Here is a 15,336-nt window from a genome sequence, read left to right on the forward strand (position 1 = left end):
TTGCGCCGGAAGAGACTGATTTTGCTTAATCTTTCTCTATTGCGCCGCACAATGGAAAAGATTTGACGTGTCCTTGCCGAGACCCAACACTGGCGGGTGTTACGGTGCGGCAACGGGCGCGGAGAAACGCATGAATCTCAAACCGGTCACCCTTGGAGACAAGTACGATCTGTCCTGCGAACAGGTGTTCGTTTCGGGCTCCCAGGCGGTGGTTCGCATGCTGATGATGCAGCATGAACGCGACCGGCGCGCAGGTCTCAACACGGCCGGTTTCGTCTCCGGATACCGCGGCTCGCCGATCGGCGGGCTCGACCAGCAATTGTGGTCGGCGGGCGACGCGCTGGCCGATCACGGCATCAAGTTCCAGCCGGGCCTGAACGAGGAACTCGCCGCGACCGCGTGCTGGGGCACGCAACAGGCCGAACTCGGCGGACATGGCCGCCACGACGGCGTCTTCGCGCTCTGGTACGGCAAGGGGCCGGGCGTCGACCGCACCGGCGACGTGTTCCGCCATGGCAATCTCGCCGGCTCGTCGAAACATGGCGGCGTTCTGGCGCTGATGGGCGACGACCACACGGCGGAATCCTCGACCAATGCGCATCAGTCGGAATTCGCCTTCGTCGACACGCTGATCCCGATCTTCAATCCGGCCGGCGTGCAGGAAATCATCGATTACGGGCTGCATGCCTATGCCGTCAGCCGCTTTGCCGGCACCTGGACGGCGATGAAATGCGTGAAGGACAACATCGAGTCGACCGGCTCGGTCCATGCCGATCTCGACCGCGTCAATCCGGTGATCCCGGAATTCGAGATGCCGCCGGGTGGGCTCAACATCCGGCGCATGGATCTCGATTTCATCGGCCAGGAGGAGCGCCTGCACCGCTACAAGCGCGAGGCGGCGGTCGCCTACAACCGGGCCAACAAGATCGACCATGTCGTCTGGCGCGGCGGGCGCAAGCCGAAGCTCGGGCTTGTCGCCGCCGGCAAGAACTATCTCGACCTGCGCGAGGCGCTGCACGATCTCGGCATCGACGAGGTGGCGGCCGCCAAGCTCGGGATCCGGCTCTACAAGGTCGGCATGCCGTGGCCGCTCGATCCCGACGACCTGATCCGTTTCTCCGAGGGGCTGCACACGATCATGGTCGTGGAGGAAAAGCGCGGCCTGATCGAGGTGCAGATCAAGGAAGAGCTCTACGGCCTGACCAAACGGCCGATGGTGATCGGCAAACGCGACGAAAAGAACAACACGCTGTTCCCGATCATGGGCGCACTCGATCCCAGCGACATCGCCGTCGCTGTCGGCGAACGGGTGCTTTCGATCTGCGGCGACAACGAGGAGATCGCGGCCCGCGTCGCCCATATCCGCAAGCTGCAGAAAGCCTTCGCCGGAACGCAGGACGTCGCCGCGCGGATGCCGACCTTCTGCCCGGGCTGTCCGCACAACACCTCGACGCGGGTGCCCGAAGGCGCGCGGGCTTCGGCCGGGATCGGCTGCCATTTCATGGCGATCTGGATGGAGCGCGATACGGAAGGGTTCACCCAGATGGGCGGCGAGGGCGCCAACTGGGTCGGCGAGGCGCCGTTCTCGGACCGAGGCCACATCTTCCAGAATCTTGGCGACGGCACCTACAACCACTCCGGCTCGCTGGCGATCCGCTTCGCGCTGTCTGCGGGCACCAACATCACCTACAAGATCCTCTTCAACGACGCCGTGGCGATGACCGGCGGCCAGCATGTCGAGGGCGACCTGACCGTCGACGAGATCGCTCGGCAGGTCCGGGCCGAAGGCGTCGAGCGCATCGCCGTCGTTTCCGACGAGCCGGAGAAATATGCCGGCCACGCGACCTTCCCGGGCGGGACGACGATCCATCACCGCGACGATCTCGATGCCGTGCAGCGCGAGTTGCAGACGGTTAAGGGCGTCTCGGTGCTGCTCTACGACCAGACCTGCGCGGCCGAAAAGCGCCGCCGGCGCAAGCGCGGCACCTTCCCCGATCCGGACAAGCGGGTGCTCATCAACGAACTCGTCTGCGAGGGCTGCGGCGATTGCGGCGTGCAGTCGAACTGCGTGGCGATCCAGCCGGTCGACACCGAATTCGGTCGCAAGCGGCGTATCGACCAGTCGAGCTGCAACAAGGACTTTTCCTGCCTGAAGGGCTTCTGCCCGTCCTTCGTGACGGTGCATGGCGCGAAAATGCGCCGGGCGGAGCCGCTGAAGCACAATGCCAACCCGCTGGAGGGGGTGCCGGACGCGCCGGTGTTCGCGCTCGACGACAGCCGCCGGGAGTGGGCGGCCGTCATCGACGGGATCGGCGGAACCGGCGTGGTGACCATCGGCGCGATCCTCGGCATGGCTGCGCATCTGGAAGGCAAGGGCGTCGGCATCATCGACATGGCCGGGCTGGCGCAGAAGGGCGGCGCGGTCTTCACGCATATGCGCATCGCCACGACGCCGGAAGCGGTCTCCTCGATTCGCGTTTCGCCCGGCAAGGCCGATCTCGTGCTCGGCTGCGACATCGTGGTTTCCGGCAACCGCAAGGTGCTGGGTTCGGTGCGCAAGGACGACACGCTCGTCGTCGTCAGCCGGGCCGAAGTGATGCCCGGCGACTTCGCCCGTCATCCCGACTACCGCTTGCCGACGGACAAGCTGGTCGCGGCGATCCGCAAGGTGGCGGGCAGCAAGACACTGCATTTCGTCGATGCGGCGCGCGCCGCACAGGCGATTTTCGCCAACACGATCGCGGCGAACATGTTCATGCTGGGCTTCGCCGCCCAGAAGGGCGGACTGCCCGTCTCCGCCGAGGCGGTGGAGCAGGCGATCAGGCTGAACGGACAGGCCGTGGACATGAATGTCGGCGCGTTTCGCTGGGGACGCCGCGCCGCGCACGATCCGGCGGCGATCGAGACGCTGCTGGCGGAGAAGGGCGCAAGGGCGGGCGGCGCTCTCGCGCGCACACCCGACGAGATCATCGCGAAACGCGCCGAGTTCCTCGCCGGCTATCACAACGCCGCCTATGCGGACCGCTACCGGGCGCGCATTGCCGCGGTCGCCGCGCGCGAGAGCGAAATCGCCGGCAAGCCGGGCGTGCTGACCGAGACGGCGGCGCGGCAATTGTTCAAGCTGATGGCGATCAAGGACGAATTCGAGGTGGCGCGGCTCTACACGCTGCCGGATTTCCGCCGTCAGATCGAGGGCGAGTTCGCCAGTTGGAAAAAGCTCGAATTCCACCTGGCGCCGCCGATCCTCGGCAAGAAGGACGCCAGGGGCAATCCGAAGAAAACCGTGTTCGGACCGTGGATGATGAGGGTTTTCGGCGTGCTTTCGCGGCTGAAAGGGCTGCGCTTTTCGCCGTTGAACGTGTTCGCGCGCAATCCGGAGCGGCGGCTCGAACTCGAAACGCTGGCGCTCTATGAGGGCGATCTCGACCGCATTGCGGCGATGGCGGACGACACAAGCCTTGCCGAGGCGACGCGGCTGGCCGCCTGGCCGGAAAATATCGCCGGTTACGGGCATATTCGCACGAAAAACATCGGCGAGGCGATGACGCGCCGCGCCGAGAGCAATCAGCCGTTTCAGGCGAAAATCTGAACCCTGCGTGCCGTTTTGAGAATTTCCGTTACGTTAACTTTGTGGCGCAGGCCCCGGAAAATCAGTAAAAATCCCTGATTTTTCGGGGATTTTTCGCGTCGCGGCAGATGTAATTTCGCTTCGGCACTAAACGCTTCATTAAGCGCATTCGGCTAGGGTCTGCCCTCGTGCGGGGTGTCGAGGGATCCGTTGAAACAGACCACGTCAAAAGCGATCATGGCTGAGGTGTACACGTCTTTCGTGGATACCTTCTTTGCGGATTCGCGTTCTCTCGTCGTCGGCGTGGGAATGCAGGTCATCGTCGTTGGCGCCGCCTGGCTCGATACCGGACACCCGGTCTATCTCGTTCTCGTGATGGCCATTCTGGTCACGGCCTTCGCCCGGCTGCTGCAGATGCGCGCCTATCGCGAGGACAAGCTCAAAGCCGCGAACCTGGATGACGAGGCCAAGGTCCGCTGGGCGACCCTGTGGGAAACCCGTTACCTCTGGCTCGGCTGCGCGGCGACGTCGCTGATCGGCATCTACGCCTTCGTGGCGATGCATGTCGCCTATAGCGAATACACCGTCATTTCCGCATTCACGCTGGTTTTCGCCACGCTGCCGACGGTGGTCGGCCGACTTTACGGTTCGCCGAAGCTCGTCTCGGTCATCGTGGTGTCGCTTCTGGTTCCGACCTCGCTGGGCGCGGCGCTTTACGGCGATCTGGCGCACCTGTCGGCCGCTATCCTGTGCATCCCCTATATCCTGCTGATCCAGACGCTGGTGCGCAATATCCGCTCCTCGGTGCTCGACGCGATTCACGGACGGTGGAAAAACCAGGAAATCGCCGAACGTTTCGACGTCGCGCTCAACAACATGTCGCACGGCCTGATCATGTTCGATGGCGATCTGCGCGTGCTGGTGGCAAACCGCACGGCGAAGGTGCTTTTCGACGTGCCGTCGCACATCAATCTGGAAGGCCGGAACTTCGAGGCAATCCTGCGGTACGGAAAGATACGCGGGGTTCTGTCCGCGCGTCAGGTGGAAAAGCTCCGACGCCAGCTGATCCCGATGATCCTGGAGGGCGGCAGCAAGAAACGTTTTGTGCTCAATGACGGCCGCCACGTCGAGTTCAAGTCCAACCCGCGCGCCTTCTCCGGCGCGGTTCTCACGTTTGAGGACATCACCGAACGCATCAACGCCGAAAAGCAGATGGTCAACATGGCGCGCTATGACGCGCTGACCGGCCTGCCCAATCGCGGCTATTTCGCCACGCTGATCGGCGAGCGACTGAAGCAGAAGATCGATATCGGCGACTGCGCGCTGATCATGCTCGATATCGACGACTTCAAGCATGTCAACGACACGCTCGGCCATTCGCAGGGCGACGCGCTGCTCAGGGCGGTTGCGAACCGGCTCAAGGATTTCCGTTCGCGCGACGTCATGATCTCGCGCCAGGGCGGCGACGAATTCATGGTTTTCGTCCCGGACATGACGCCCGGCGCGGAGCCGGGACGGCTCGCCGAGACGCTGCGTTCGACACTGACCGGGGTCTATGAACTGAGCGGCGAGCAGGTTCATGTCACGGTGAGCATCGGCCTGGCGGCATCGACCCGTGACGAATTCGACCTGACCAAGATGATGATGAAGGCGGATCTCGCGCTCTACCGGTCCAAGGCGTTGGGCAAGGGCGTGTGGTCGGTGTTCGAGGAGTCGATGGACGCCGAATACAAGCGGCGCCAGCGGGTCAAGAACGAACTAGCCAAGGCGCTCGACAAGGACAAGCTCACCGTGCGCTACCAGCCGATCGTGGACGCCAAGACCGGAAAGATCGTCGCCTGCGAGGCGCTGTCGCGCTGGAACCATCCCGAACTCGGCGACATTTCACCGGCCGAATACATCCCGCTCGCCGAGGAAATGGGCATGATCGGCAAGGTCAGCCGCTCGGTGCTGAACCGGGCGTTGCGCGATTGCGCGACATGGCCGGAGACCGTCAACATCTCCGTCAATCTCTCCGCCATCGACTTCCGCCGCTCGCGCCTGCTCGAGGAAATCGACGATGCGCTCGCGACGTCCGGCGTCGTGCCCGAGCGCCTCGAGATCGAGGTGACCGAGACGGCGGTGATTTCCAACGAGCAGGACATGATCGGGGTGCTGGAGGATATCCGCAGCCGCGGCATCAAGATTTCGCTCGACGATTTCGGAACCGGCTATTCGTCGCTCAGCTACCTGCACAAGCTGCCGCTCGACAAGGTGAAGATCGACCGCTCGTTTGTCGAGGGCATCGAAAGCGGACAGACGCCGATCGCGCTGCTGCGCGGCGTCACCAGCCTGTGCAAGACGCTCGGTCTGCAGGTGACGATTGAGGGCGTGTCGTCAGACGACCAGTTGAATCTCGTGCTGGCGACCGAAGGCGTCAGCCGGATTCAGGGTTTCGTTCTCGGGCCGGCATTGCCGCCGTCCTCCGTGCTCGAACTCGCCCGGCACACGCTTCTGCCGGTTTCGCCCGTGCGCCTGGTCGAACCCGCCGTCGCCGCGAGCTGAGCGACGGCGCCTCACACTTAGCCCAGTTTCTTAAACCTACGTGACGGCATGTCGCTTCAAGTGCGTGCCAATAGGTAAATTTTAACCATAATTTTAAATATTTAAGATTCCCGCGCCGCAAATAGGTCAATTGCTATTTACAACGTTAAGGTCCTGTTTACTGTAATTTTTCGATGGGGACCAGATGATGAATATAGCTTTGGAACACACCGGAAAACTGCAGATCGAGAACAATTTGAACGATCCCATTTTCGAGGTGATGGAACACATCGAATATCGACAGATCGTCACGCCTGAAGATTTCGAGAGTATCAGTCAGCTGCGCAGCCGGGCTTTCGACTCGCACACCATTTATAGCAGGAAACTCAATGGCGACGCCGTCGACGACAGCGACCGCTGGCCGGGCGTGCGGGTTTTCGGCATGTATTACGACGGCGAGCTCGTCTCCACTTTACGCATCGCTCACGTGACGCCGGAGAATCCGGACTGTCAGGCCGTGAGGATTTTTCCGGAGGTCCTGAAACCCCTGCTCGAACAGGGGCAGGCCTTCATCGATCCGAGCCGGTTCGCCGTCGACGAGGAATTGTCGCGCGAGGTTCCCGGGCTTGCCTTGCTGACGCTCAGGATCGCCTTCATGGCGACCGCGCATTTCAAGGTGAATGCGTGTCTCGGGCTGGTCACTGTCGATCATGTCCCCTTCTACCGCCGGGTCTTCCGATCCACGGTCATTGCCGGGCCGAAGCAGTGCAAGGGTTTCGCGGTGCCGCTGGTACTTTTCGCAAGCCCGCTCAGGGAAGGTGAAATCTGCCAGCGCTATCCGCTGTTCTATTCCACGGAGAGGGAAAGAAAGATGCTGTTCGATACGCCGGCCATGCAAATGCCGCCGTTGACGGTGCTGCCTACAGCCAAGATCGCGATGCTGGCGGCATAATCACGCAGTTTTATCGAAGGCATTGAAGTCGGGCCGCGTTTTCGCTAATCGCTGCTGTTGAAAGACATTCTCTTAGCGGAGCAAATTGCCATGGCCGATAATCATCCGACGGGTCCTGCCGAAACGGGCGCCGATATGGACTACGCCGAACACGAGCGGACATTCTCGATGTTCCTGTCGATGAGCAAGTGGATCGTGATCCTGTCCGTGGCCTTGCTCATCTCGATGGCATTCGGCTTTTTCGCCGGCGGCGGCCTGTTCGGCGGCATCATCCTGTTCATCGTCCTGACGATCATCGGCTATTTCCTGGCCTGACGGTTGCCGGACGGCATCCGATCGCCAGATACGCGCCGGTGACATGCGCGTGCGCCGGGCATGTGTCCGGCGGCTCATGGCGTAAAAACGGGATCTTCAAAAATACGCGGAGACCGTCGCGGCATGGGTATTGACCCGCGCGACGGGCGGTGCCTCAGCCCTTGCCGCCGACGCGCGCCAATCCGGTGCGGGCAGGCTCGTATTTGCCGTCAAGCTGCAGGGCGCGCAGGTAGGATTTCCGCGCCTTGGCGGTTTCGCCGCGCTTTTCGTAGACCAGCCCCTGGTTGGCCCAGCTTTCGGCGATCCCGTCGTCGAGGCGGATCGCATAGTTGAAGTCGTCAAAGGCATTGTCGAGCTGGCCGGTGGCGACATAGGAGAGGCCGCGGCCGTTATAGGGCTCGGGCGCATTCGGTTGCAGCGAGATCGCGGTCGAGAAATCGTCGATGGCGAAATCGTGCTGGCCGCGGCTCTGATAGACGAGGCCGCGCCGGAAAAAGGCGCGCGGGTCGGTCGTATCGAGCTCGATGGCCTTCTGGAAATCGTTGAACGCCTCGGTCGTGCGGCCGGCGCGGCGATAGAGTTCGCCGCGGCCGATATAGGCCGTGTCGTAGCGCGGATTGATCTTGATGGCGCGGTTGTAATCTTCGGCAGCCCGGCCGGGATCGCCCATCGAGCGGTAGATCAGGGCGCGGTTGGCATAGGCTTCGAAGAAGCGCGGATTGAGCTCGATCGCGCGATCGAAATCGCGCAGGGCGTCCTGATAGCGGCCCGCCCGGCCGAACGCGGAGCCGCGGACATTGTAGCCGCTCGGATCGTTGGGATTGGCGCGGATCACCTCGGTGAGCGAGGCTATGTTCTGGGAACTGCCCTGATCGGCATCGATGGTCGTCGCGAGCGAGCTGTCGACGCCGGCGGTCTGGCAGCCGGCCAGGCCGACCGCCGCGACAAGCGCGGCGCCGGCCAGTCCCGCGCGCAAACTGCGTGACTGCCGAGCCGTGCGTGAGACGATTCCGGCTCCAGTCGTACCGCCAGTCATTTCCATGGAGATCAATCCCTCATCCGCGCGCCGTCCGAATGCAAAAAAGGCAGCGCGCTTTCATTCAAAGCAAACGCCACCTTTTCAGATCAAAAAGAGACGAAATCGCGACGGCGCGAATTATCGTGCGCGAGGAGCGCCGCCGAGCAGACCTTCGCGCTGGGCGCGCTTGCGCGCCAGCTTGCGGGTGCGGCGAACGGCTTCCGCCTTTTCGCGCGCGCGCTTTTCGGAGGGTTTTTCGTAATGGCCGCGCATCTTCATTTCACGGAAGATGCCTTCGCGCTGCATCTTCTTTTTCAGCGCGCGGAGGGCCTGGTCAACATTGTTGTCGCGTACGAGAACTTGCACGTGGGTTCCATCTTTCCATTGGTGTTGATTGACCGGACAGGATAACAAGCATCCTGCCCCGCGATGAGCACATCGCAGAATCTCGGCTGCGCATATCAGAAACGCCCTGCCGTGTCCACTGCGTACAAGGCCGATATCCTCGTTTTTCAGCCATAAGATCGTTTCACGGTTTTGTGAAAACGCGGGGGTGCAATTTTTTTCCCATGCGATCAAAATCGAGATATGACGTAACGTAACAGAATGTTCCGGAGGGGCGGGGGCATCCGCCCGATGGTGGCGTACGGATCATGGTCTGTTTCGTCCTCAAATTCGGTTCGGTGGCCTCATTCCTCCGGATCAGGCTGCCGGGAAGGCACGGGAAACGCCCCATCCCCGTGCCTTCCTCTTTTTGTGGCCCTGCCTTGCCGTGCGCGCCATGGCGAGTCGCAAAAAGGGCAGGGTGTCGTAAGACCCGGCGATAATGCTACTGTCCGGCGTCGCGGAAAGCATGCTTTCGCGACCTGTTCACGACGACCTGACGGGGTGACCTCGATGCGGAAATATTCCGGATTTGCATTGGCGCGCGAAGCCATGCGCGGCCACAAGGGTTGGGGCCAGCAATGGGGCTCGCCGGAACCGCGCGGCGAATATGACGTGATCATCATCGGCGCCGGCGGACACGGGCTGGCGACGGCCTATTATCTCGCCAAGGAACACGGCGTCACCAATGTCGCGGTGCTGGAAAAGGGCTGGCTCGGCGGCGGCAATACCGGCCGCAACACGACGATCATCCGCTCCAACTATCTCTATGACGAGTCGGCGGGGCTCTACGACCATGCCGTGAAGCTGTGGGAAAACCTCTCCCAGGACCTCAACTACAACGTCATGTACAGCCCGCGCGGCGTGATGATGCTGGCGCACAACGTGCACGACGTGCAGGTGTTCAAGCGGCACATCCACGCCAATCGGCTGAACGGCGTCGACAACGAGTGGCTGACGCCGGAGCAGGCGAAGGAATACTGCCCGCCGCTCAACATCTCGCAGACAGCGCGCTACCCGGTGATGGGCGCGGCGCTGCAGCGCCGCGGCGGCACGGCGCGCCACGACGCGGTCGCCTGGGGCTATGCCCGTGCGGCTTCGGACCGCGGCGTGCATATCATCCAGAATTGCGAAGTGACGGGGATAAGACGCGGCGGCAACGGCCAGGTGACCGGCGTCGAGACCTCGCGCGGCTTCATCGGCGCCAAGAAGATCGGCGTGGTCGCCGCCGGAAATACCTCCGTCGTGATGCAGATGGCGGACGTGCGCATGCCGCTGGAAAGCTTCCCGCTGCAGGCGCTGGTCTCCGAGCCGGTCAAGCCGTGCTTTCCCTGCGTCGTCATGTCGAACACGGTGCACGCCTATATCTCGCAGTCCGACAAGGGCGAACTGGTGATCGGCGCGGGCACGGACCAGTACACCTCCTATTCGCAGACCGGCGGGCTGCACATCATCCAGCATACGCTCGACGCGATCTGCGAGATGTTCCCGATGTTCACCCGGATGCGGATGCTGCGTTCGTGGGGCGGCATCGTCGACGTGACGCCGGACCGTTCGCCGATCATCGCCAGGACTCCGGTCTCCGGGCTGTACGTCAATTGCGGCTGGGGCACCGGCGGGTTCAAGGCGACGCCGGGCTCGGGGCACGTGTTCGCGCACACCATCGCCAACGACAATCCGCACAAGATCAATGCCGGCTACACGATCGAGCGGTTCAATTCCGGCCGGCTGATCGACGAGGCGGCGGCTGCCGCCGTCGCGCACTGAGGGACAGGCCATGCTTCTCATCCATTGCCCCTATTGCGAGGAAGAGCGTCCGGAGCTCGAGTTCCGCCATGCCGGCGAGGCGCATATCGCGCGCCCGGCCGATATCGCGTCCATCTCCGACGAGGACTTCGCGCAGTATTTCTTCTATCGCGACAACCCGAAGGGCCTAACCTTCGAGCGCTGGCGCCACATCCATGGCTGCGCGCGGTTCTTCAACGCGGTGCGCGACACGGTCTCCGACAAGTTCGTGACGACCTACAAGACCGGCGAGCCGAAGCCCGACCTGGCCGAAGCCGCCAACGAGAACAAGCCTCAGGCCAAGAAGGGACGGGGCAGTAAATGACGACGGCCGGGACCAACCGCATTGCCGGCAAGGGCCGGCTGACGCCCGCCAACACGGTGCGTTTCACCTTTGACGGCAAGAGCTACACCGGCCTGGAGGGCGACACGCTCGCCGCGGCACTGATCGCCAACGACGTGCATCTCGTCGGCCGGTCGTTCAAGTATCACCGGCCGCGCGGAATCCTGTCGGCGGGACCGGAGGAACCCTCCGCGCTGGTCGGCGTGCGCCGCGATGCGGCGCGCCAGACACCAAACATCCGCGCCACGGTGCAGGAAATCCATGACGGGCTCGACGCCGTCAGCCAGAACCGCTGGCCGTCGCTCGCCTTCGACATCGGCGCGGTCAACGATATCGGCTCGCCGCTGTTTTCGGCCGGTTTCTACTACAAGACCTTCATGTGGCCGAAGGTGGCGTGGAAACATGTCTATGAGCCGGTCATCCGCAACGCGGCCGGTCTCGGCACCGCGCCGGAGGAGCCCGACCCGGATCATTACGCGGGACGCTACGCCCATTGCGACGTGCTGGTGATCGGCGGCGGCGCGGCCGGCTTGAGCGCCGCGCTGGCAGCGGCCGAATCGGGCGCGCAGGTTATCCTCTGCGACGAGAAACCGAGCTTCGGCGGCGCGTTGTGGTTCGAGGAAGAAGCCCGGCTCGACGGCATGGACGGCTATGAATGGGCGCAGCAGACGACCGATCGCCTCGCCGTCATGGACAATGTGCGCGTGCTGTCGCGCACGACCGCGTTCGGCTATTACGCGCAGAATTTCGTCGGCCTCGTCGAGCGGGTGACCGACCATCTCGCCGCGCCGGAGGCCGACATGCCGCGCGAAAGGCTGTGGCAGGTGCGGGCGAAACGCGTGATCATCGCCGCCGGCGCCATCGAGCGGCACATGGTGTTCGCCAACAACGACCGCCCGGGCATCATGCTGGCAGCGGCGGCGCGGACCTATCTCAATCATCACGGCGTCGCGGTTGGCCGCAAGGTCGGCGTCTACACGGCGAACGACAGCGCCTATGCCGCCGCGATCGACCTGAAGAAAGCTGGTTCGGACATCCCGGCCATCGTCGACATTCGCGACAATCCGGACAGTGTCGTGGTCGAGGAAGCGAAGGCCCTCGGCATTCGCGTCCTGACCGGTCATGCGGTGACTGGCGCGGGCGGCAAGCTGCGCGTCGCGTCGATGTCGGTCGAGCCGAAGAACGGCGGTTCGGCGGAAGTCATTCCAGTCGACGCGCTCCTGATGAGCGCGGGCTGGACGCCGTCGGTGCACATGTTCTCACAGTCGCGCGGCAAAGTCGCCTGGGACGAGGAAAGCCAGCGCTTCCTGCCGGGCACCTATGCGCAGGACTGCGTCTCGGTCGGCGCCTGCAACGGCACGGACGGGCTCGCCGAAACCGTCGCCGAGGCGCTCGACGCGGGCGAACGCGCGGCGAAGGAAGCGCGGGCGAAAGCCAAGAAGTCCGGCGTGAAGATCAAGACCGAGGGCGGCGGCAAATGGGCCGGCGGCATGATCGGCGCGGGCCCGGGCGCCGGCGCCGGCAAGGTCGTCAAGGCCTTCGTCGACTACCAGAACGACGTGACGGCGAAGGACATCCGTCTCGCCGTGCAGGAAGGCATGCACTCCATCGAGCACGTCAAGCGGTTCACCACCAACGGCATGGCGACCGACCAGGGCAAGTTGTCGAACCTGCACGGGCTCGCCATCGCGGCGGAAGCGCTGGACCGGCCGATCCCGAAAGTCGGTCTGACGACATTCCGCCCGCCCTATACGCCGACGACCTTTGGCGCGATCGTCAACCATGCCCGCGGCAAGCTGTTCGACCCGATGCGGTGCACCCCAATGCATGCGTCGGAAGAGGCGGCGGGCGCGGTGTTCGAGGATGTCGGCCAGTGGAAGCGCGCCTGGTATTATCCGCGCCCCGGCGAGGACATGCATGCCGCCGTCAACCGCGAATGCCGGACGGTGCGCGAGGTGGCGGGTATGTTCGACGCCACGACGCTCGGCAAGATCGAGGTGATCGGGCCGGATGCGGCGAAGTTCCTCGACCTGCTCTACACCAACCCGTTCATGAAGCTCGGCGTCGGCAAGCTGCGCTACGGCATCATGTGCCGCGAGGACGGCTTCATCTATGATGACGGCGTCGTCGGGCGGATCGCCGAGGACCGGTTCCACGTCACGACGACGACGGGCGGCGCGCCGCGCGTGATGAACCATATGGAGGACTATCTCCAGACCGAGTTTCCGGACCTGAAGGTCTGGCTGACCTCGACCTCGGAGCAATGGGCGGTGATCGCCGTGCAGGGCCCGAAATCGCGCGAGATCATCGCGCCCTTCGTCGAGGGGATCGATCTCTCCAGCGAGGCGTTCCCGCATATGAGCATGGCCGAGGGGAAAGTCTGTGGCGTGCCGGCGCGCGTCTTCCGGATGTCGTTTACCGGCGAGGCGGGTTTCGAGATCAACGTGCCCGCCGATTACGGCCGGATGGTCTGGGATACGCTGCACGAACACGGCAAGCCGATGGGCATGTGCCTCTACGGCACCGAAACCATGCATGTGCTGCGCGCCGAGAAGGGCTACATCATCGTCGGCCAGGACACGGACGGAACGGTGACGCCGCACGACGCCGGACTGTCCTGGGCGGTCGGCAAGAAAAAGACCGATTTCGTCGGCATTCGCGGGCTCATGCGTCCGGACATCGTCGCCAAGGGCCGCCGCCAGCTGGTCGGCCTGAAGGTCAAGGACGGCAGGACCGTGCTGGAGGAAGGCGCGCAGATCGTCGCCGATCCGAAACAGGCCGTGCCGATGACGATGATCGGCTGGGTGTCGTCGTCCTACTGGTCGGAGAACTGCGGCCGGCCGATCGCGATGGCGCTGGTCGAGGACGGTTTCGAGCGCATGGGCGACACGCTCTACGTGCCGATGCCGGACCGGGTGATCGAGGTCGAGGTCACCAACACGGTGTTTTTCGATGAAGAGGGAGGCCGCCTCCATGGCTGATGTGCAGATCGCGCGCGCCCTGCCGCTGGCGGGCATGGTTCACGGCGGCGCCGAGGTGACGGTATCGGCGGCGCCCGCGGCATACCGAATCAGCCTGCGCGCCGGCGGACCCGCCGTCGCGGCGCTGTCGAAGGCGCTCGGCGTGACGTTGCCGAAAAAGCCCGGAACCTCGGCATCAGCCGGCAGCCGGCACGCGCTGTGGCTCGGCCCGGACGAGTGGTTCGTCTTCGACGAAACCGCCGACCCCGCCGCCGATTGCGCAAAATCGAAGGCGGCGCACAGCGCGGTTGACATTTCCCACCGCAACACGGCGATCCTGGTATCGGGGCCGGCGGCGGCCGACGTGATCAACGCGGGCTGTCCGCGCGAATTGTCGCTGGAAGCCTTTCCCGTCGGGGCCTGTTCGCGCACGGTCATGGGCAAGATCGAGATCGTGCTCTACCGCACCGGCGCGGAAGATTTCCGGGTGGAATGCTGGCGCTCGTTCTCGGACTACGCCTTCGCGTTTCTGGCGGATGCGGCGCGCGGGCTTTAGTCCTCGCGCTCCAGCACGGCCATGGTCAGCCACGTGGCGGTCAGGGCCGGCTTGAGGCTGTTTTCGATTTCCAGCGTCACGTCATAGGTGTTGAGCACGCGGCCCGACGGGCGGATGTCGGCATCGGCGAGCGTGAAGACCGCGCGCACCTTCGCGCCGGCACGGACCGGCGCCATGAAGCGGATCTTGTCGAAGCCGTAATTGATACCCATCGTCGCCCCTTCGAGCGCCGGCAGCGCCTCGTATGCCAGCGTCGACAACAGCGACAGCGTCAGGAAACCGTGCGCGATGGTGGTGCCGAAGGGCGTTTCCTTCGCGGCGCGTTCCTGGTCGAGATGGATCCACTGGTGATCATCGGTCGCGTCGGCGAAGAGATTGATCATCTCCTGGGTGACCGTGCGCCATTCGGAGCGCCCGATCTCGGTGCCGATCGCGGCGGGGATGTCGTCAACGGTGATCGTGGTCATGTCGCTTTCCGCGCCGGTTGGTTCAGACAATGCCGCCTGACTTACGCAGCGCGCCAAAGGCAATCAACCCCAACATCCGTCAATCGCAAGAGAACCGGCGAGCCCGCCGTCAGGCGCGTTTCAGTATCTTGATCGCGACCAGAAGGATCACGGCGCCCAGTGTCGCCGCGACGATGTTGCCGATGATGCCGCCGCCCAGACCGATGCCGATTCGCGGCAGGAGGAAACTCGCGATCACGGCGCCGAGGATGCCGACGACGATATTGCCGACGAGGCCGAATCCGCCGCCCTTGACGATCAGCCCGGCGAGCCAGCCGGCGATGCCGCCAACGATGACGATGATGACGAGGGCGGTCAAAAGGCCCGTTCCGGTTCCGAAGGCGTGTTCCATGGCTGTCTCCCGTATCCCGCGGGCAATCCCCGCGTTGCCCCTGTTTATCGTCTTTGCTGCGGGATTGGAATCCG

12 protein-coding genes are annotated in these 15,336 nt (G+C 63.8%); 8 read left to right on the forward strand and 4 right to left on the reverse strand.

Annotated elements, in window-relative coordinates:
• The first annotated feature begins 130 nt into the window (after positions 1 to 130).
• The 4 genes from IG169_RS04050 (at position 131) to IG169_RS04065 (ending at position 7,358) form a co-directional block, all read left to right on the forward strand.
• Complete coding sequence (locus tag IG169_RS04050) at positions 131 to 3,589, forward strand: indolepyruvate ferredoxin oxidoreductase family protein (protein WP_193174879.1); 3,459 nt, start codon at positions 131 to 133, stop codon at positions 3,587 to 3,589.
• Positions 3,590 to 3,805: 216 nt separating this feature from the next.
• Entirely contained in the window at positions 3,806 to 6,112 is a 2,307-nt protein-coding gene (locus IG169_RS04055) for a putative bifunctional diguanylate cyclase/phosphodiesterase (protein WP_193174880.1), read from the forward strand.
• 187 nt (positions 6,113 to 6,299) lie between these two features.
• Positions 6,300 to 7,043, forward strand: a complete 744-nt coding sequence (locus IG169_RS04060) for an N-acyl amino acid synthase FeeM domain-containing protein (RefSeq protein ID WP_193174881.1) — start codon at positions 6,300 to 6,302, stop codon at positions 7,041 to 7,043.
• A gap of 90 nt (positions 7,044 to 7,133) precedes the next feature.
• Entirely contained in the window at positions 7,134 to 7,358 is a 225-nt protein-coding gene (locus IG169_RS04065) for an aa3-type cytochrome c oxidase subunit IV (protein WP_193174882.1), read from the forward strand.
• Positions 7,359 to 7,512: 154 nt separating this feature from the next.
• On the opposite strand, the gene IG169_RS04070 is transcribed toward IG169_RS04065, so the two are convergent.
• The gene (locus IG169_RS04070) at positions 7,513 to 8,400 is read right to left on the reverse strand and encodes a tetratricopeptide repeat protein (protein ID WP_246717111.1); all 888 of its coding nucleotides are present in this window, start codon (positions 8,398 to 8,400) and stop codon (positions 7,513 to 7,515) included.
• 114 nt (positions 8,401 to 8,514) lie between these two features.
• Positions 8,515 to 8,742: a 30S ribosomal protein S21 gene (gene rpsU, locus IG169_RS04075; RefSeq protein WP_193174907.1), complete on the reverse strand. Its 228-nt coding sequence runs from the start codon at positions 8,740 to 8,742 to the stop codon at positions 8,515 to 8,517.
• 531 nt (positions 8,743 to 9,273) lie between these two features.
• Between rpsU and IG169_RS04080 the strand changes: the two genes are divergently transcribed.
• The 4 genes from IG169_RS04080 to IG169_RS04095 are packed head-to-tail and all read left to right on the forward strand — an operon-like array spanning position 9,274 to position 14,404.
• Positions 9,274 to 10,527 (forward strand): sarcosine oxidase subunit beta, encoded by a 1,254-nt coding sequence (locus IG169_RS04080; protein ID WP_193174883.1) that lies wholly within the window; start codon positions 9,274 to 9,276, stop codon positions 10,525 to 10,527.
• A gap of 10 nt (positions 10,528 to 10,537) precedes the next feature.
• Positions 10,538 to 10,870, forward strand: a complete 333-nt coding sequence (locus IG169_RS04085; protein ID WP_193174884.1) for a sarcosine oxidase subunit delta — start codon at positions 10,538 to 10,540, stop codon at positions 10,868 to 10,870.
• The gene (locus tag IG169_RS04090) at positions 10,867 to 13,869 is read left to right on the forward strand and encodes a sarcosine oxidase subunit alpha (protein WP_193174885.1); all 3,003 of its coding nucleotides are present in this window, start codon (positions 10,867 to 10,869) and stop codon (positions 13,867 to 13,869) included. The genes IG169_RS04085 and IG169_RS04090 overlap by 4 nt, the downstream gene beginning before the upstream one ends.
• Positions 13,862 to 14,404: a sarcosine oxidase subunit gamma gene (locus tag IG169_RS04095; RefSeq protein ID WP_193174886.1), complete on the forward strand. Its 543-nt coding sequence runs from the start codon at positions 13,862 to 13,864 to the stop codon at positions 14,402 to 14,404. The genes IG169_RS04090 and IG169_RS04095 overlap by 8 nt, the downstream gene beginning before the upstream one ends.
• On the opposite strand, the gene IG169_RS04100 is transcribed toward IG169_RS04095, so the two are convergent.
• Complete coding sequence (locus tag IG169_RS04100) at positions 14,401 to 14,871, reverse strand: MaoC family dehydratase (RefSeq protein ID WP_193174887.1); 471 nt, start codon at positions 14,869 to 14,871, stop codon at positions 14,401 to 14,403. The two genes, IG169_RS04095 and IG169_RS04100, sit on opposite strands and share 4 nt — an antisense overlap.
• A 109-nt stretch (positions 14,872 to 14,980) precedes the next feature.
• Entirely contained in the window at positions 14,981 to 15,262 is a 282-nt protein-coding gene (locus IG169_RS04105; protein WP_193174888.1) for a GlsB/YeaQ/YmgE family stress response membrane protein, read from the reverse strand.
• Positions 15,263 to 15,336 lie beyond the last annotated feature (74 nt).

Origin of the sequence: Oricola nitratireducens (assembly GCF_014904745.1) — a bacterium.
GTDB classification, from domain to species: Bacteria; Pseudomonadota; Alphaproteobacteria; order Rhizobiales; family Rhizobiaceae; genus Oricola; species Oricola nitratireducens.